Genomic DNA, 16,630 nt, shown 5'->3' on the forward strand with positions numbered 1-16,630 from the left:
CGCCCTACGGGTTCGAAAGTATCAGCCGAGAAACAGGCGATAAGCGGGGTTTTCGCTCTCGTCCCAGTAGGGATAGCCGATGGCGTCCAGGGCTGCCGGAACCAGGTGCCGCTCATCGTCAGGCACCTGCAGGCCAGCCACCACGCGACCGTCGGCGGCGCCATGGTTGCGATAGTGAAACATCGAGATGTTCCAGCGCCCACCCAGCTTCTGCAGGAAGTTGAACAGCGCGCCCGGCCGCTCGGGGAACTCGAAGCGCAGCACCATCTCGTTGCTCACCCCGGCCGAATGACCGCCGACCATGTGGCGGATGTGCAGCTTGGCCAGTTCGTTGTCGGTCAGGTCCAGCACCGGGAAGCCCTGCGCACGCAGGCCCTCGACCAGCGCCTGGCGCGGATCGTTCTCCGGATGGGTCTGCACGCCGACGAAGATGTGCGCCTCGCGGTCGGTGTGATAGCGGTAGTTGAACTCGGTGATCTGGCGCTTGCCCACCGCCTCGCAGAAGGCCTTGAAGCTGCCCGGCTGCTCGGGGATGGTCACGGCGATGATCGCCTCGCGCTTCTCGCCCAGCTCGGCGCGCTCGGCGACGTGGCGCAAGCGGTCGAAGTTGACGTTGGCGCCGGAGTCGATGCCCACCAGCACCGCCCCCTTGGCGCCCTCGCGCTCGACGTACTTCTTGATCCCGGCCACGGCCAGCGCACCGGCAGGCTCGGTGATCGAGCGGGTATCGTCGTAGATGTCCTTGATCGCCGCACAGATCTCATCGGTGCTGACGGTGATCACCTCGTCGACGTGATCCTTGCAGATGTCGAAGGTGTGCTGGCCGATCTGCGCCACCGCCACACCATCGGCGAACAGCCCGACCGTCGGCAGCACCACGCGCTCGCCGGCGGCCAGCGCCGCCTGCAGGCAGTTGGAGTCGTCCGGCTCGACGCCGATCACCTTGATCTCCGGGCGCAGGTACTTCACGTAGGCCGCGATACCGGCGATCAGACCGCCGCCGCCGACCGGTACGAAGATGGCATCGATATGCCCCTGGTGCTGACGCAGCACCTCCATGGCCACGGTGCCCTGCCCGGCGATCACCAGCGGGTCGTCGTAGGGATGGATGTAGGTGTAGCCCTTCTCCTCCACCAGCTTCAGCGAATGGGCCAGCGCCTCGGGGAAGGCGTCGCCGTGCAGCACCACCTTGCCACCCCGCGAGCGCACGCCCTGCACCTTCAGCTCCGGCGTGGTGCGCGGCATGACGATGGTGGCCTTGACGCCCATGTGCTTGGCGGCCAGGGCCAGGCCCTGCGCATGGTTGCCTGCCGAGGCGGTGACCACGCCGCGTGCCAGCTCCTCCGGCGACAGCTGCGCCAGCTTGTTGTAGGCGCCACGAATCTTGAACGAGTACACCGGCTGCAGATCCTCGCGCTTGAGCAGAATCTGGCTGCCCAGTCGCTCGCTGAGCTGACGGGCGGGTTGCAGCGGGGTTTCCACCGCGACGTCATAGACGCGCGAGGTGAGGGTCTTCTTCACGTACTGTTCGAGCATGGCGATTTCGCAGGCGTTCGGGCTTGGGAAGGGACTGCCGAGTCTACCCCAGCGCCGCGCCGGGCGACCATACGAAACACGCGGGTTTTGCCCCCGTCGGCGCAGCACTTGCGGCTATAATTCGCGCCTCAAGTCTCCCTCACTCCCAGGCACAGACCCGCGATGAACCAGGATCAGCTGAAACAGGCCGTGGCCCAGGCCGCCGTCGACCACATTCTTCCCCGCCTCGACAGCAAGAGCATCGTCGGCGTCGGCACCGGCTCCACCGCCAACTTCTTCATCGACGCACTGGCCAAGCACAAGATGGACTTCGACGGCGCCGTGGCCAGCTCGGAAGCCACCGCTGCCCGCCTGAAGGGTCACGGCATCCCGGTCTACGACCTCAACGCCGTCAGTGACCTGGAGTTCTACGTCGACGGTGCCGACGAGAGCGACGAGCACCTCAACCTGATCAAGGGCGGTGGCGCCGCCCTGACCCGCGAGAAGATCGTCGCGGCCGTGGCCAAGACCTTCATCTGCATCGCCGACGCCAGCAAGCTGGTGCCGGTGCTGGGCGTCTTCCCGCTGCCGGTGGAAGTCATCCCCATGGCGCGCAGCCACGTGGCCCGCGAACTGGTCAAGCTCGGCGGCGACCCGGTGTACCGCGAAGGCGTGCTGACCGACAACGGCAACATCATCCTCGACGTGCACAACATGTCGATCACCGATCCGGTGAAGCTGGAAGCCGATATCAACGCCATCGTCGGCGTGGTCACCAATGGCCTGTTCGCCGCCCGCCCGGCCGACCTGCTGCTGCTCGGCACCGCCGAAGGCGTGAAGACGCTCAAGCCCTGAGGCGCCAGCAGGTGCTTCGATCGTGGCCCGCATGACATCCGGGGCAGACGCGTCGGACACCCCCGGATTGCATCCGGGCTACGGCGTCGCCTGATCCAGCAGGCGACGCAGCTCCGCGCTGAGCGGCATCGGCTTGAACGCACTGACCCGCGCCCGCCCGCTGTTGCCGAGCGGTACCCAGAGGCGCGAGAACAGCAACGCCGCCAGGATGCGCGGCAGCTGCCCCAGCACCTCGCGCACATCACCCAGCTGCCAACCGGCGCGCAGCATCAGCCAGTGCGCACGGGCATGCAGCCAGGGACGACGCTGGGTCAGGACATGCGCACGCTCCAGCCAGGGCAGTGCCTCGGCAGCCCGCGCGCCGGCCAGGGCACCCCGGGCCTGGGCGAAGGCCTCGTCGACGGCCAGTTGCCAGTTCTCGTTCATCCTCGATGTCCTCATTTGCTCAGCAGGCGCAGGCCGTTGAACACCACCATCAGGCTCACCCCCATGTCGGCGAACACCGCCATCCACATGGTCGCCTCGCCCGCCAGGGTCATGCCCAGGAAGATCGCCTTGATACCCAGCGCCAGCACGATGTTCTGCAGCAGAATCGCGTGAGTCTGCCGCGACAGGCGGACGAATGCGGGAATCTTGCGCAGATCGTCGTCCATCAGGGCGACATCCGCCGTCTCGATGGCGGTGTCGGTTCCGGCGGCGCCCATGGCGAAGCCAATCTCCGCCCTGGCCAGCGCCGGTGCGTCGTTGATGCCGTCGCCGACCATGCCGACCACCTTGCCCTGCGCCTGCCGCGCCTCGACCCAGGCCAGCTTGTCCGCCGGCAGCAGGTCGCCACGCGCCTCATCGACACCGACCTGCTCGGCGATGGCGGCGGCAGTGTGGGCGTTGTCGCCGGTGAGCATGCAGGTACGCACGCCCAGTTCGTGCAGCTCACCGACCGCCTCGCGGCTGCTCTGGCGCACCGTATCGGCCACGGCGAAGAGCATCAGCGCGCGCTGCTCGTCGCACAGCACCACCACGCTCTTGCCCTGCCGTTCCAGGGTTTCCAGGCGCTCTTCCAGCTGCGCCGAGCAGAGCCCGAGGTCTTCGACCAGACGGTGATTGCCCAGGTACAGCAGGGTACCGTCGACCACCCCCTGGGTGCCCCGCCCCGGCAGTGCCGCGAACGCCTCGACCTCGCGCAGCACCCGCCCCTGCTCCTCGGCGTGCAGGGCCAGCGCCCGCGACACCGGGTGATCGGAACGTGCGGCCAGGCTCGCCGCCCACACGGCGTGCAGCGGCTGCTCCGCCTCCAGCAAGTGGAGGCTGTCGGTCTGCACCGGCTTGCCGTGGGTCAGGGTGCCGGTCTTGTCCAGCGCCAGCATGCCCAGATGACGGCCGTTCTCCAGGTACACGCCGCCCTTGACCAAGATGCCCTTGCGCGCGGCGGCGGCCAGACCGCTGACGATGGTCACCGGGGTGGAGATCACCAGCGCACAGGGGCAGGCCACCACCAGCAACACCAGGGCGCGGTAGATCCAGTCGAGCCAGGCGCCGCCGATGACCAGCGGCGGCAGCACCGCGACCGCCAGGGCGAAGGCGAAGACCGCCGGGGTGTAGATGCGCGAGAACTGGTCGACGAAACGCTGGGTCGGTGCACGCGAGCCCTGCGCCTCCTCCACCGCATGGATGATGCGCGCCAGCGTGGTATCGCGCGCCGCCGCCGTTACGCGGAACTCCAGCGAACCGGCTTCGTTGATGGTGCCAGCGAACAGCGGATCGCCCACGCGCTTCTCCACCGGCAGGCTTTCTCCGGTGATCGGCGCCTGGTTGACCGTCGAGCTGCCGCCGACCACCTCACCGTCGAGACTGATGCGCTCGCCGGGGCGCACGCGCACCAGCGCATCCACGGCGACGCCCTGCACGTCCACCTCCTGCCAGCTGCCGTCGGCCTGCCTGACCGTGGCGCGCGGCGGGGCCAGGTCCATCAGCCCGCGAATGGCGTTGCGTGCCCGGTCCAGCGAGCGCGCCTCGATCAGCTCGGCCAGGGTGAACAGCACCATCACCATCGCCGCCTCGGGCCACTGACCGATGAGCACCGCACCGGTCACAGCGATGCTCATCAGCGCATTGATGTTGAGGTTGCGGTTCTTCAGGGCGATCCAGCCCTTCTTGTAGGTGCTCAGGCCACACAGGCCGATGGCGGTGATGGCCAGCAGCGCCACCAGCCAGTCAGGCCCAAGCGTCGCGAAGTGCACGCCCTCCGAGGCGGTCGCCGCGACAGCAGCCAGCAGCAGCGGCCAGGCGGACTTCTTCACGGGTTCGGCGGCCTGCACCTGCGCAGCATCGTCCTCTTCCAGCTGCGGGGTGAAGCCCAGGCCGCGAATGGCCGGCAACACCTGGGCCAGCGCACCGTCGTCATGGCTGACGGTCAGCACCCGCTGCAGCAGGTTGAACTGCAGCCCCGCCACACCGGGCAGACGCCCCAGCGCATCGCGGATCAGGCGTTCTTCCGTGGGGCAATCCATCTGCTCGATGCGGATGCGCGTATTGACCGCCCCGGCCAGCGGTTCGTCGGAGAACGACGACTGTGCGGCGCCGTGCTCATGCCCGGCATGATCGTGGTCGTGCTCATGACGAACGGGTGACGGTTCGGGCGAATGGTCGCAACAACGACTCATGGCAACTCTCCTTCAAGTGACTGTTGCCGAGTACACACCCTGTAGTCACTATAGGGTCAACCCCCAAAGGAGGCTTGCGCATGAAGATTGGCGAATTGGCGAAGAAGGCCGGCTGCCAGGTCGAGACGGTCCGCTACTACGAGCGCGAGGGCCTGTTGCCGGCACCCGCGCGGAGCGAAGGCAACTATCGCCTGTACGGCAGCGAGCACCTCGAGCGCCTGGTGTTCATCCGCAACTGCCGCACGCTGGACATGACGCTGGACGAGATCCAGCGCCTGCTGTCCCTGCGCGACCTGCCCCACGAGAGCTGCGCCGGCATCAACAGCCTGGTGGACGAACACATCGAGCACGTGGAAGCGCGCATCAACAGCCTGCTCGCGTTGCGCGACCAGTTGAGCGAGCTGCGTGACCGCTGCAACGGCCCGCAGGAGGCCGAGGACTGCGGCATCCTGCGCCAGCTCAACGCCAGCGGCGGCGTGCAGCCGCTGCCGGATGACGGCCACACCCACGTAGGCAAGAGCCACTCGCACTGAGCCTGTCGACCGCGAGCGATCCGCGCATATCGCGGGAACTGGGCTAGGCTTGCTCTGCACAGCGCAACACCCACGGTATGTCACCGGTTCCCAGAGGAAGATACGCATGTCTGGAAAGTTCGAACTGAAGAAGGCCAAAGACGGCCAGTTCTATTTCAATCTGCTGGCCGGCAATGGCCAGGTCATTCTCAGCAGCGAGATGTACAAGGCCAAGGACTCGGCACTCAACGGCATCGACTCGGTCAAGAAGAATGCCCAGCGCGAAGGGGCGTTCGAGACCAAGATCTCGAGTAACGACAAAAACTATTTCGTGCTCAAGGCCACCAACGGCCAGGTCGTCGGGCAAAGCCAGATGTACAGCAGCGCCTCGGCCTGCAAAGGCGGCATCGAGTCCGTGCAGAACAACGCACCCGGCGCCGAGACGGACGACCAGAGCGCCTAGTCTGCCGGCTTCCTGAACAGGTAGAAGAGATTGGGCTCGCTGATCAGGTAGAGATTGCCCGCCTGGTCCGAAGCGATGCCCTCGGCCTGCGGCACGCCGTGCTGCAGGCCATGCTGGCCGCGCAGCAGCGACAGGGTGCTGACCGGCTCACCTGCCGCATTCAGTTCGATCACCAGCCGCGATTCGTCGGACAAGGCCAGCAGGTGGCCGGTGGCCGAATCGAAATCCAGGCTCGACAGGTCACGGACGAACAGGCGCGCGTCGCGTTTCGGGTCGGTGTTGACCTGCAACGCCAGCGGCTTGCTCTCGTCGATGTGCGGGAAACCCAGCACTTCGAAGATCCGCACCGGGTCACGCTCCTTGGCCACCAGCAAACGCTGGCCCTGCGCGTCGTAGGCCAGCCCCTCGAAGCCCTTGTTGCCGTTGCGCCCGATGCCCAGTGACAGCTGCTGGAAGTCGGCGGCGTCGAGCACCGCGGTGTCATCGTCGATCCGCACCTTGACCAGACGCTGCTCGCGCTCGTCGGCGATCACGTAGGTGCCAGGTCCCACGTACTCGATGGCCTCGGGATCGCCGAACCCCTGCAGATCGATCGTGCGCAGGAGCTCGCCCTGCAGGTTCAGCTCGATCACCCTGGCCGGCTTGTTGGTGACGCTGAACAGGCTGCGCCGGTCCGGATCGTAGGTCAGTGCCGAGACGTCGCGGATATCGGCGATGGGCCTGGCCTCGATCACCACCCGGTAGTCGCCGAGCCACAGCGACTGCTCGCGCCACTGCGCGCCATGCTGCCATTCCTGCACCGAGAACCAGGCGCGCTCGAACAGCCGGTACTGCTGGGCCAGCACGGCACCGCCCAGCAGGACGAACAGCAGCAGGTAGAGCCAGGGGTTGATGGAAAGCAGGCGGCGCATGGCGGTTTTCTCTTACGACCACGGAAAAGCCCGCCACAGCATTGCTGCGGCGGGCATGCAGAACGTCACGATCAGTTGATCAGCTCGACCCGGTCGACGTCGATCTCACGGCTGTTGAAGTCCTTGTCGACTTCACCGGTCAGGCGCACCTTGGCGGTTTCCGAGACCTTCTGGGCCGGCCAGTCTTCGTCGTCGATCTCGACCTGAATGGTGCCGGTGGCGTCCTTGAATTCATAGAGCTCATCCTGCAGACGCTTGACGATCTGCCCTTCCAGCACCACCTGGGTATCGTCGGCAGCCTGCAGCGCGGCGGAGACGGTGGTGACCTGCGGCGTGGAGCCGGGGCCGGTGTAGCCGGTGGCGAAAGCGGCAGTGCTGAGCAGCGGCAGGACCATCAGGGCGAGAGCGGTACGTTTCATGGCGTGAACCTCGTTGTTCGTAAGTGACGGGGTCAGATTAGTGCCGCTAGCTGAAGCCAGACTGAATCGGCGCTTAAGCCAAGCTTAATCCGTCACCCCGCTCGGCCAGCCTTCGCGGCGGGCTTGCTGAACACGTAGAACAGGTTGGGTTCGGCGACGATATAGATGTTGCCGTCCTCGTCCATGGCCACGCCCTCGGCCTGCTCGATCCCGTCCTCCAGCCCGTTGAGGCCGCCATTGAGGCTGAGAAAGCTGACCGGCCTGCCGGCACGATCCACTTCCAGCAGCATGCGCGACTCATCGGACAGCACCAGCAGATGGCCGGTACGCCCGTCGACACTCAGCGAGGAGATGTCGCGCAACCCGAGATGCTGCGCCGCCAGGGGCTGCAGCGCCCCGACGCTGCCGTCCTCGCCCGGGAACGGCAAGCTGAACAGGCCCAGCGGCCCACGCTCCTTGCCCAGGATCACGCTGTGGCTGCGCGAATCCCAACCCAGCCCTTCGAAGCCCTTGTTGCCGGCATCGGCGAAGCCCAGGTCGAAGCCGGCAAGACCGGCGGCATCGAGCGCCAGATCATCGTCCTTCAGGGTAAAGGTGGTGAGCTGACGGCGACGTTCGTCGACGATGCCCATCAGGCCGTTGTCCATCACCTCGACGCCTTCCGGGTTGGCGAAGCCTTTCAGCTCGATGCGCCGCAGAATCTCGCCCTGAAGCGACAGCTCCACCAGCAGGGGATGCTTGCCTGTGACGGTGAACAGGGTCCTGGTCGCCGGGTTGTAGGTCAGCCCGGAGGTCTCATCCTTGTCCAGACCGCTCAGGGCCTTGGCCTGGATCACCGCGCGGTAGCCCGGCAGCCACACGCTGGCCAGGCGATCGACCAGGGGCGTGGAGCGCTCCTGCAGCCAGAGCCGGGCACGATCATCCCAATGCTGGGTGAGTACCAGAGCGCCCAGCGCCACGAACGCCAGGGCCGCCAGGCAAAGGCCCTGGCGGCGAATACGCGGGAAGGATGAGGACATCGGCGACTACTCGACTGCATGGGAACGATACGACGTCCACTGTCGCCAGAAGTTGCACCGGCCAGGGCGCAACCCGCTCACGCACTGGCGAGCGGGCCGCAGCGGGACCCGGCTCGACAGTGCGTGCCGAAGCCTTATAGCACGCGGCTGGTGAAACGACTGTGACCGACCAGCTCCAGCACCAGTTCGTCACCCTTGTTCAGTGCGCCGACACCAACCGGCGTACCGGTCAGGATCACATCGCCCGGCTGCAGGGAGAAGTGCCCGGCCATGTGCTGGATCATCGACAGGATGGGGTTGAGCATGTCACGGCTGTTGCCGTCCTGACGGGTCTCGCCGTTGATCTCCAGGCGAATGCCGATGTCGGCCAGGTCCTCGATGGCGTCGCCCGGCACGAACGGCGCCAGCACGCAGGCACCGTCGAAGCTCTTGGCGACTTCCCAGGGGTAGCCTTTCTCCTTGAGCTTGGCCTGGACGTCACGCAGGGTCAGGTCCAGTGCCGGGGCGAACCCGCTGATCGCATCGCGCACTTCCTCGGCATCCGGCTTCTTCGACAGAGGCTTGCCGATCAGCACGGCGATCTCCGCCTCATAGTGCACCGAACCACGCTCCTCGGGGATGCTGAAGCCATCGTCGAGAGGAACCACGCAGGAGCCCGGCTTGATGAACAGCAGCGGTTCGCTGGGTACCGGGTTGTTCAGCTCCCTGGCGTGCTCCGCGTAGTTGCGGCCGATGCAGACGACCTTGCCAAGGGGAAAGTGGACGGTGGTTCCGTCGACGTACTGGTGCTGATAGCTCATCACCGACTCCTGTGTGTTGTTGTTCGTGGATGCCTGGCTTGTGGCCAGAGGTCGTACATTAACCAAGCTCGGGGCGGCCTGCACGGCATACGAAAACGCCCATCGTGTGGATGGGCGTTCGGGTCAGGCGAAGATCTTGCCGGGGTTCATGATCCCGTTGGGATCGAACACCGCCTTGATCGCCTTCATGCAGGCGATTTCCGCCTCGGAACGGCTGTACTGCAGGTAATCGCGCTTGGTCATGCCGACGCCGTGCTCGGCGCTGATCGAGCCGTTGTACTTCTCGACGATCTCGAACACCCACTTGTTGACCACCGCGCACCTGGCGAAGAAGTCTTCCTTGCCCAGCGCCTCGGGCTTGAGGATGTTCAGGTGCAGGTTGCCGTCGCCGATATGGCCGTACCAGAGCACGTCGAAGTCCGGGTAGTTGGCCGAGACGATGTCGTCGATGTCCCTGAGGAACGACGGCACCTGGCCGACCGTGACGGAAATGTCGTTCTTGTACGGCGTGAAGTGGCTGATGGTCTCGGAGATGTACTCGCGCAGCTTCCACAGGTTTTCCAGCTGCTGCTGGCTCTGGCTCATCACGCCGTCGAGGACCCAGCCCTGCTCGACGCAATGCTCGAAGGTGGCCAGGGCCCCGTTGGCCACGTCCTCGTTGAGCGCCTCGAACTCCAGCAGGGCATAGAACGGCGTGCGACTCTCGAACGGCGCCGGCACGTCGCCACGGGCGAGGATCTTGTCCAGACACTTGTCGGAGAAGAACTCGAACGCGGTCAGGTCGAGCTTGCCCTGGAAGGCATGCAGCACCGGCATGATCGAGTCGAAGTCGGGTGTGCCGAGGACCATCGCGGTGAGGTTCTTCGGCGCGCGCTCCAGGCGCATGGTGGCTTCGACGACGAAGCCCAGGGTGCCCTCGGCGCCGATGAACAGCTGGCGCAAGTCGTAACCGGTGGCGTTCTTGATCAGGTCACGGTTGAGTTCGAGCAGCTCGCCGCTGCCGGTGACGACCTTCAGGCCGGCGACCCAGTTGCGCGTCATGCCGTAGCGAATCACCTTGATACCGCCGGCATTGGTGCCGATGTTGCCGCCAATCTGGCTGGAACCCGAGGAGGCGAAGTCCACCGGGTAGTACAGGCCCTGCTCCTCGGCGAACAGCTGCAGTTGCTTGGTCACCACGCCCGGCTGGCAGACCACGGTGCGGTCGTACTCGTTGAATTCGACGATGCGGTTCATGTAGTCGAAGGACACCACCACCTCGCCATGGGCGGCCACGGCGGCGGCGGACAGGCCGGTACGGCCACCGGACGGGACCAGGGCGATCCTGTGCTGATTGGCCCAGCGCACGATGGCCTGGACCTGCTCGGTAGTCTTGGGAAACACGATGGCCGAAGGGGCTGGGGTGTACTGCTTGGTCCAGTCCTTGCCGTAGGTCTGCAGCGCGTCGGCATCGGTCAGCACCTTGCCGGACTCGACCAGCGTCTTCAGTTCTTCGATCTGGGCCGCGGTAGTCATCACGTGAACTCTCAAAGGATTCATGGTCGCCCTGAGAACCATTCAGGTCGCAACCGAGCATTGAAAATGGCGAACATGCTAGCATACGCCCCCCGTGAATCGAGCGACGCAGCGATCCGCGGGCGTTGGCTGAGCCTCTCAGCCCTTCCCTGAAAACATCCCGTGGGACAACAGGTACTCCGATGAGCAAGACCTCTCTCGACAAGAGCAAGATCAAGTTCCTTCTTCTCGAAGGCGTTCACCAGAACGCCGTGGACACGTTGAAGGCCGCCGGCTACACCAACATCGAGTACCTCAAGACGGCCCTGTCGGGTGAGGAGCTGAAAGAGAAGATCGCCGACGCCCACTTCATCGGGATCCGTTCACGCACCCAGTTGACCGCCGAGGTCTTCGACTGTGCGAAGAAACTGGTCGCCGTCGGCTGCTTCTGCATCGGCACCAACCAGGTCGACCTGGACGCGGCCCGCGAGCGCGGTATCGCCGTGTTCAACGCCCCCTATTCCAACACCCGCTCGGTCGCCGAACTGGTGCTGGCCGAGGCCATCCTGCTGCTGCGCGGCATCCCCGAGAAGAATGCCTCCTGCCATCGCGGTGGCTGGATCAAGTCGGCGGCCAACTCCTTCGAAATCCGCGGCAAGAAGTTGGGTATCGTCGGCTACGGCTCCATCGGCACCCAGCTCTCGGTCCTCGCCGAGGCACTGGGCATGCAGGTGTTTTTCTACGACACCGTGACCAAGCTGCCGCTGGGCAACGCCACGCAGATCGGCGATCTGTACGAGCTGCTGGGTCTGTGCGACATCGTCTCGCTGCACGTGCCGGAACTGCCCTCCACCCAGTGGATGATCGGCGAGAAGGAAATCCGCGCCATGAAGAAGGGCGGCATCCTGATCAACGCGGCACGCGGCACCGTGGTCGAGCTGGACCATCTGGCCAATGCCATCAAGGACGAGCACCTGATCGGCGCCGCCATCGACGTGTTCCCGGTCGAGCCCAAGTCCAACGACGAGGAGTTCGCCAGCCCGCTGCGTGGCCTGGACCGCGTGATCCTGACCCCGCACATCGGTGGTTCCACCGCCGAGGCGCAGGCCAACATCGGCCTGGAAGTCGCCGAGAAGCTGGTCAAGTACAGCGACAACGGCACCTCGGTGTCCTCGGTCAACTTCCCTGAAGTGGCCCTGCCGGCACACCCGGGCAAGCACCGCCTGCTGCACATCCACGAGAACGTCCCTGGCGTGATGAGCGAAATCAACAAGGTGTTCGCCGACAACGGCATCAACATCTCCGGCCAGTTCCTGCAGACCAACGAGAAGGTCGGCTACGTGGTGATCGACGTCGACGCCGAGTACTCCGACCTGGCGCTGGAAAAACTGCAGCACGTCAACGGCACCATCCGCAGCCGCGTACTGTTCTAAGCACGCCGCAGCCAGCAAGAAGGGAGGCCTCGGCCTCCCTTTTTCATTGCGCGCACGCCACGCCGGCCCGTTCTAGCGGGACGCCTCCAGCCGCACCAGCTCGGCCCTCGCCTTGTCCAGCTGCGTTTCATTGAATACCTTCACCCCGGCGCGCTTCAGCAAGGCCGCCGTGACGCCTTCCCCCGCCACCCGCACGCCGCTGAAGCTGCCGTCATAGTTCTCCAGGTTGCCGCACGACGGGCTCCGCGCCTTGAGCAGGGCCAGGCGGATGCCATGCTCACGCACCAGCGCCAGCGCCTGCTCGGCCCCGTCGACGAACGCGGCGGTGACATCCTCGCCCTCGACGGTCAGCACCGCCAGCTCACCGTCCAGCACCGCACCGCCACGACCGCCACGGATTTCCGCCGGTGCGCGCGGGGTCGGCAGACCACCCGCCACCTCCGGACACAATGCCACTACGCGCCCCTCGTCCAGCCATCGCTGCAACTGATCGAAGGGGCCATGGGTACCTCCGTCATAGCGCACGCGATGTCCGAGCAGGCAGCGACTGACCAGGATCTTCTGCATCGACTCTCTCCTTTGCTGCCACCAGAGTAACCAGCGGTAACACCCTTGTCAGCCCAGGCCGAGGGGTTCGGCAAAGGGCCTGCTGGCCGCTGTTCACGCGACGCACGGACCTATCCTTCGGCGGGAAACGGCGCTAGCCCATGGCGCGGCAGGCGGCGCCAAACCAGACTTGCGCGGCCAACCAGGGAGGTTCCCGTTCATGTCCATCGCACTTCGTACGCTTGTCCTGCCGCTGCTGTGTCACGCGGTATTGTTTGCCCCTTTCGCCCAGGCCGACCTGCGCGCACTGGAGGACGAAAGCCTGAGCCAGATCAGCGGCCAGGCCGGCATCACCATCCGCCTCGACCTGATGGCGCGCATCGACGAAGTACGCTGGCAGGACGACGGCGGCAGCCTGTCGCTGCGCAACGTGAAGATCGACAACGGCTGCCTCACCCCTGTCGATTGCGACGGCTACGTCCTCGGCCCGGCCCAGCTTGGCGCCAGCATTCCGGCCCTGGGCATAGAGGTGCCGACCCTGGAAGTGGATGTGGTCAAGGGCAGCGGCGGCCAGAGCCAGCTACAGCTTAAGCTGCCCAACCTGACCGCGATCAACCAACAACTCGGCCCGCTGGGCAAGCTGGTGATCCGCGCCCGCGTGGCCAGCGACCTGTACATCGGCGACAACAGCATCGGCAACGTCGCCGTGCGCGACCTGCGCGACATCAACGGCACCATCAAGGTCTGGGGGCACTGAACGCCCCGGCAAGCCGCTGCGCCCCGCCAGGGGACTCGTCTGGCGGCCCGTCGACTCAGAGCACGTCCGTGCTGCGGCGCCTGAACCAGCCGGTCAGCGACAGGCGTTCACGGCTGGCCGGCAGCACCTCATGGGGCATGTCACCGGACAGGAACAGCGCCAGGGTGCCTGCCTGCGGCATGACGTCATGCTCACGGCCGTCATGCAGGTACAGGCGCAGCGCGCCACCCTGCTCGGCCTGCCAGTCGTCATTGAGGTAGAACGCCGCCGACACCGTGCGCCGATCGTCGTCACGGAAGCGATCGAGATGGCGCAGGTAGAAAGCCCCCGGCTCATAATAGGCGAAGTGGCACTCGAAGTCCTCGAGCCCGAGGAACAACTCCCGGTTGAGGGTCAGGCGCAGCTCGTCCATCAGTTGCAGATACTGGTCGCACGCGGCGCTCTGCCCCGGCTCCAGCCACTGGATACGATCCCCGCGGATGCCTTCCTGCACCTGCTGGACGTCACCACGACCGACGCTGGCAGCACTCAGCTCACCACGGTGCTCACGCTTACGGCACTCTGCGGCCAGTTCGCGGGTCAGAACCTCAGGGGCGAAAAGCTCCCGCAACGACCAGCCCTGGCTGGCGAGGTCGTCGATGAGGTTGGCAAAGCGGTCTTGCAGGTCGATGTCGTTCATGACGGCGATTGTACAGCGCCGGATGGCCCGCCAGACATAGCTCGACAAGCCCCCGCCAGCCACCGAAAATAGCCGGCCGCAGGGCCATGCAGCCGGCCAGGATAGTTTGCCAAGGAGTTTCTCGATGCGCGTTTTGTTTGCCCTGTTGCTGATCGGCCTGGCTCTGCCGGCCCTGGCCGATGAACATCTGCGCCTGTACCAGGCCGCCGGCTGGCCGCAACAGCGTGAACACTTCAACCAGGCCCTCGATGCCGCCCAGCAACGCTACCGCAGCACCCTGCCGCCAGCGGTCTATCAGGCGCTGGTGGACAACAGCAACCGCCGCTTCGCCGCCACCGCCATCGATCAGCGCGCCCAGCATGCCCTGCGCATGGAGCTGGCCGACCCGCAACCGGCGCTGACCTTCTTCCAGGGCGAACTGGGGCGCAAGATCGTCGCCGCCGAACAACTGGCCACGCGCAGCGATCAACTGGCCAAGTACGCCAACGGCCTGCCGCGCACCGAGGCCGACGCCACCCGCCGCCTGCTGATCCGGCACCTGGCCCAGGCACTGCCGGCCAAGGAAGCCGGAGCCGAGGTCAGCCTGGCGCTCGCCGGCGTGGCGGCCGACAGTCTCAGCCAGATGATCCCCGGCCTGCTCGGCGGCGGTCAGGCGCAAGGCCTGCTCAACGGCCAGCGGGAACGGCTGATGGGGCAGATCGAACAGGACCTGGACAACACCCTGCTGCACGTCTATCGCGACCTGAGCGATCCCGAACTGGAGCAGTTCGTCGAATTCGCCCAGTCGGCAGCGGGCAAGGCCTACTACCTGGCCGCCCTCAAGGCCCTGCGCGCCGGCCTTGCCGTGGGCATGAGCAGCGCCGACCTGGAGCCGGCGCCGCAGGGCATCTAAGCCAGGCGCTCGCGGAGAAAGTCGAAGTAGCGTTTCCGCAACGCCTCGCTCTCGTTGGCCAGGTGATGACGCGCTTCGGGCAGGCGCAGGATGCTCGGCTGCTGGAACTTGTCCTGCAGAACCCCGAGGTTGTAGTGCCAGTCCACCGTCATGTCCTGCTCGCCCTGCACGATCAGCGGGCTGTGCCGGCTGCGCCCGGCCGCCTCGATGCGCGGCACCCACTGGGTGAGCGCGCCGACCCAGGAGGTCGGCAGGCTGCGCGGCTGCAAGGGGTCGAGGTTGTGCACGAAGTCGATGAAGGTCGCGTCGCTGGAGTTGTCGCTGAAGCGCCGCGGAATCTCGCGTACGAACGGGCTGAGCAGACGGTAGCTGAGCTTCGACCAGCCCCAGGCACGCGGCCGCACCAGCGGCGCGAGCAGAATGCTCTGGCCCAGTTCCGGCCGCTTGCCGTCGGCCAACAGGTAGTCCAGCGCAATCGCCCCACCCGTGCTCTGCCCACACAGGTGCCAGGGCTGCGGCAGGTCCAGTTCGGCGGCCTGCCCGAACAGACCGGCGAGCACCTGCTGATACTCGGCGAAGTCGCCGATGCTGGCCCGCGCCCCGCTGGACAGGCCATGACCGGGCAGGTCGCAGGCCAGCACGGCGAAATTCATGGCCAGCGCCCAATCGATCACATGGCGATAGAGCCCCATGTGGTCGTAGTAGCCATGCAACAGCAGCACGGTCGCACGCGGCTCGGCCGGTGCCCAGAGTTGCACGGCAATCTGATAGCCGGCGGCATTGAAGCTGCCGAGCCGGCTGTCCAGCCCGGCGTAGCGACCGCCCAGATCCAGGCCATAGAAGCTGCGGTAGGCCTGTAGCGCCGGCAGGTCCAGGCGCGCTGCGGCCAAGGGTCGCAGCAGGGGGCGCAGTTGTTCGGGTTGAAACGGCTCAGACATGAGGCTTTCCGTAAGTTGCAGGTTGCCAGGGGCGATCCCGTCGACATCTCCTCGAATGCTGCGATATTCAGCTGCCCGGCGCATCGTGGCAAGCTACACGCCCTTTTTTCGTCGCGATCCGCACCATGCCTCGCCTGTCACGCAAGAACCTGCTCGTCGCCCTGTTCGTCCTGGCCTGCCTGGTCGGCCTGCTGCTGGCCTATCGCTGGTTCGAGACCCGCTACCTGCGCACCTTCGATGAGCGCGCGGCGGTATTCTCCGGCGCCGCACTGCAACTGCCCGCAGCGCTGTCCGGCCCTGGCGAGATTCGCCTGGTGCACTTCTGGGACCCGGCCTGCCCCTGCAACGTCGGCAACCAGCAGCACCTGGCCGAGCTGATCGAGCACTACGCCCCCAGAGGCGTACAGTTCCACGTGGTACAGAAGCCCGGCAGCCAGGGTCGCCTGCCTGCCGAACTGGCGGCGCTGCAACCGATCGACGAGATGCCAGGCAGCGCCGAGCTGCCCGCCAGCCCGGCGGTGGCGATCTGGGACCGCCAGGGCCAGCTGGCCTACTTCGGCCCCTACAGCGAAGGGCTGGTGTGCAACTCCAGCAACAGCTTCATCGAGCCCATACTCGAAGCCCTGGAGGCCGGGCGCAAGGTCGACGCCAGCAACACACTGGCGGTCGGGTGCTTCTGCGAATGGGCCGAAGCAAGCAACGACTGACCTGCAGGGTGGGTTACGCCGCCACCAGAA

At 66.0% G+C, this 16,630-nt stretch carries 18 protein-coding genes; 7 read left to right on the top strand and 11 right to left on the bottom strand.

Going from position 1 to position 16,630, the window contains the following annotated elements; translation table 11 throughout:
• Positions 1-21: 21 nt before the first annotated feature.
• On the bottom strand, positions 22-1,536 hold the full coding sequence (gene ilvA / locus EWH21_RS22820; RefSeq protein ID WP_047584800.1) for a threonine ammonia-lyase, biosynthetic: 1,515 nt from the start codon (positions 1,534-1,536) through the stop codon (positions 22-24).
• A 162-nt stretch (positions 1,537-1,698) separates the two neighbouring features.
• Between ilvA and rpiA the strand changes: the two genes are divergently transcribed.
• Positions 1,699-2,370 (top strand): ribose-5-phosphate isomerase RpiA, encoded by a 672-nt coding sequence (rpiA, locus tag EWH21_RS22825; RefSeq protein ID WP_277699398.1) that lies wholly within the window; start codon positions 1,699-1,701, stop codon positions 2,368-2,370.
• Positions 2,371-2,448: 78 nt separating this feature from the next.
• On the opposite strand, the gene EWH21_RS22830 is transcribed toward rpiA, so the two are convergent.
• Positions 2,449-2,796 carry a DUF3703 domain-containing protein gene (locus EWH21_RS22830; protein WP_277699399.1) on the bottom strand — a complete coding sequence of 116 codons (348 nt, stop codon included), beginning with the start codon at positions 2,794-2,796 and terminating at the stop codon, positions 2,449-2,451.
• A gap of 11 nt (positions 2,797-2,807) precedes the next feature.
• Positions 2,808-5,030: a heavy metal translocating P-type ATPase gene (locus EWH21_RS22835; protein ID WP_277699400.1), complete on the bottom strand. Its 2,223-nt coding sequence runs from the start codon at positions 5,028-5,030 to the stop codon at positions 2,808-2,810.
• Between the two features lie 80 nt (positions 5,031-5,110).
• Between EWH21_RS22835 and cadR the strand changes: the two genes are divergently transcribed.
• Positions 5,111-5,563, top strand: coding sequence for a Cd(II)/Pb(II)-responsive transcriptional regulator (cadR, locus tag EWH21_RS22840; RefSeq protein ID WP_037055241.1), 453 nt, complete (start codon positions 5,111-5,113; stop codon positions 5,561-5,563).
• 106 nt (positions 5,564-5,669) lie between these two features.
• Positions 5,670-6,005, top strand: coding sequence for a YegP family protein (locus EWH21_RS22845; protein ID WP_277699401.1), 336 nt, complete (start codon positions 5,670-5,672; stop codon positions 6,003-6,005).
• Here EWH21_RS22845 and EWH21_RS22850 read toward each other — a convergent pair.
• From EWH21_RS22850 to EWH21_RS22870, 5 genes are all read right to left on the bottom strand, one after another.
• On the bottom strand, positions 6,002-6,916 hold the full coding sequence (locus EWH21_RS22850) for an SdiA-regulated domain-containing protein (protein WP_047584790.1): 915 nt from the start codon (positions 6,914-6,916) through the stop codon (positions 6,002-6,004). The genes EWH21_RS22845 and EWH21_RS22850 overlap by 4 nt on opposite strands.
• A gap of 71 nt (positions 6,917-6,987) precedes the next feature.
• Positions 6,988-7,335: a NirD/YgiW/YdeI family stress tolerance protein gene (locus tag EWH21_RS22855; RefSeq protein ID WP_277699402.1), complete on the bottom strand. Its 348-nt coding sequence runs from the start codon at positions 7,333-7,335 to the stop codon at positions 6,988-6,990.
• Positions 7,336-7,427: 92 nt separating this feature from the next.
• A complete protein-coding gene (locus EWH21_RS22860; RefSeq protein ID WP_175254171.1) occupies positions 7,428-8,354 on the bottom strand; it encodes an SdiA-regulated domain-containing protein in 927 nt (308 codons plus the stop codon).
• 134 nt (positions 8,355-8,488) lie between these two features.
• Positions 8,489-9,154, bottom strand: coding sequence for a fumarylacetoacetate hydrolase family protein (locus tag EWH21_RS22865; protein ID WP_277699403.1), 666 nt, complete (start codon positions 9,152-9,154; stop codon positions 8,489-8,491).
• A gap of 123 nt (positions 9,155-9,277) precedes the next feature.
• Positions 9,278-10,669 (bottom strand): FAD-binding oxidoreductase, encoded by a 1,392-nt coding sequence (locus tag EWH21_RS22870; RefSeq protein WP_037055252.1) that lies wholly within the window; start codon positions 10,667-10,669, stop codon positions 9,278-9,280.
• A 182-nt stretch (positions 10,670-10,851) separates the two neighbouring features.
• Between EWH21_RS22870 and serA the strand changes: the two genes are divergently transcribed.
• Positions 10,852-12,081, top strand: coding sequence for a phosphoglycerate dehydrogenase (serA, locus tag EWH21_RS22875; protein ID WP_037055255.1), 1,230 nt, complete (start codon positions 10,852-10,854; stop codon positions 12,079-12,081).
• A 72-nt stretch (positions 12,082-12,153) separates the two neighbouring features.
• Here serA and EWH21_RS22880 read toward each other — a convergent pair whose 3' ends face one another.
• Entirely contained in the window at positions 12,154-12,648 is a 495-nt protein-coding gene (locus tag EWH21_RS22880) for a DUF523 domain-containing protein (RefSeq protein ID WP_277699404.1), read from the bottom strand.
• 199 nt (positions 12,649-12,847) lie between these two features.
• Here EWH21_RS22880 and EWH21_RS22885 point away from each other — a divergent pair, with 199 nt between their 5' ends.
• Positions 12,848-13,384: a DUF6160 family protein gene (locus tag EWH21_RS22885; RefSeq protein WP_277699405.1), complete on the top strand. Its 537-nt coding sequence runs from the start codon at positions 12,848-12,850 to the stop codon at positions 13,382-13,384.
• A gap of 55 nt (positions 13,385-13,439) precedes the next feature.
• Here the strand turns inward: EWH21_RS22885 and EWH21_RS22890 are convergent, their stop codons facing one another.
• A complete protein-coding gene (locus EWH21_RS22890) occupies positions 13,440-14,063 on the bottom strand; it encodes a 2OG-Fe(II) oxygenase (protein ID WP_277699406.1) in 624 nt (207 codons plus the stop codon).
• 124 nt (positions 14,064-14,187) lie between these two features.
• Between EWH21_RS22890 and EWH21_RS22895 the strand changes: the two genes are divergently transcribed.
• The gene (locus EWH21_RS22895; protein ID WP_277699407.1) at positions 14,188-14,955 is read left to right on the top strand and encodes a hypothetical protein; all 768 of its coding nucleotides are present in this window, start codon (positions 14,188-14,190) and stop codon (positions 14,953-14,955) included.
• On the opposite strand, the gene EWH21_RS22900 is transcribed toward EWH21_RS22895, so the two are convergent.
• Entirely contained in the window at positions 14,952-15,893 is a 942-nt protein-coding gene (locus tag EWH21_RS22900) for an alpha/beta hydrolase (RefSeq protein ID WP_277699408.1), read from the bottom strand. The genes EWH21_RS22895 and EWH21_RS22900 overlap by 4 nt on opposite strands.
• 125 nt (positions 15,894-16,018) lie before the next feature.
• Here EWH21_RS22900 and EWH21_RS22905 point away from each other — a divergent pair, with 125 nt between their 5' ends.
• Positions 16,019-16,600: a DUF6436 domain-containing protein gene (locus tag EWH21_RS22905; protein WP_277699409.1), complete on the top strand. Its 582-nt coding sequence runs from the start codon at positions 16,019-16,021 to the stop codon at positions 16,598-16,600.
• Positions 16,601-16,630 lie beyond the last annotated feature (30 nt).

The sequence above is a fragment of the Pseudomonas sp. REST10 genome (assembly GCF_029542605.1).
In the GTDB taxonomy this organism is placed as follows: domain Bacteria; phylum Pseudomonadota; class Gammaproteobacteria; order Pseudomonadales; family Pseudomonadaceae; genus Aquipseudomonas; species Aquipseudomonas khazarica.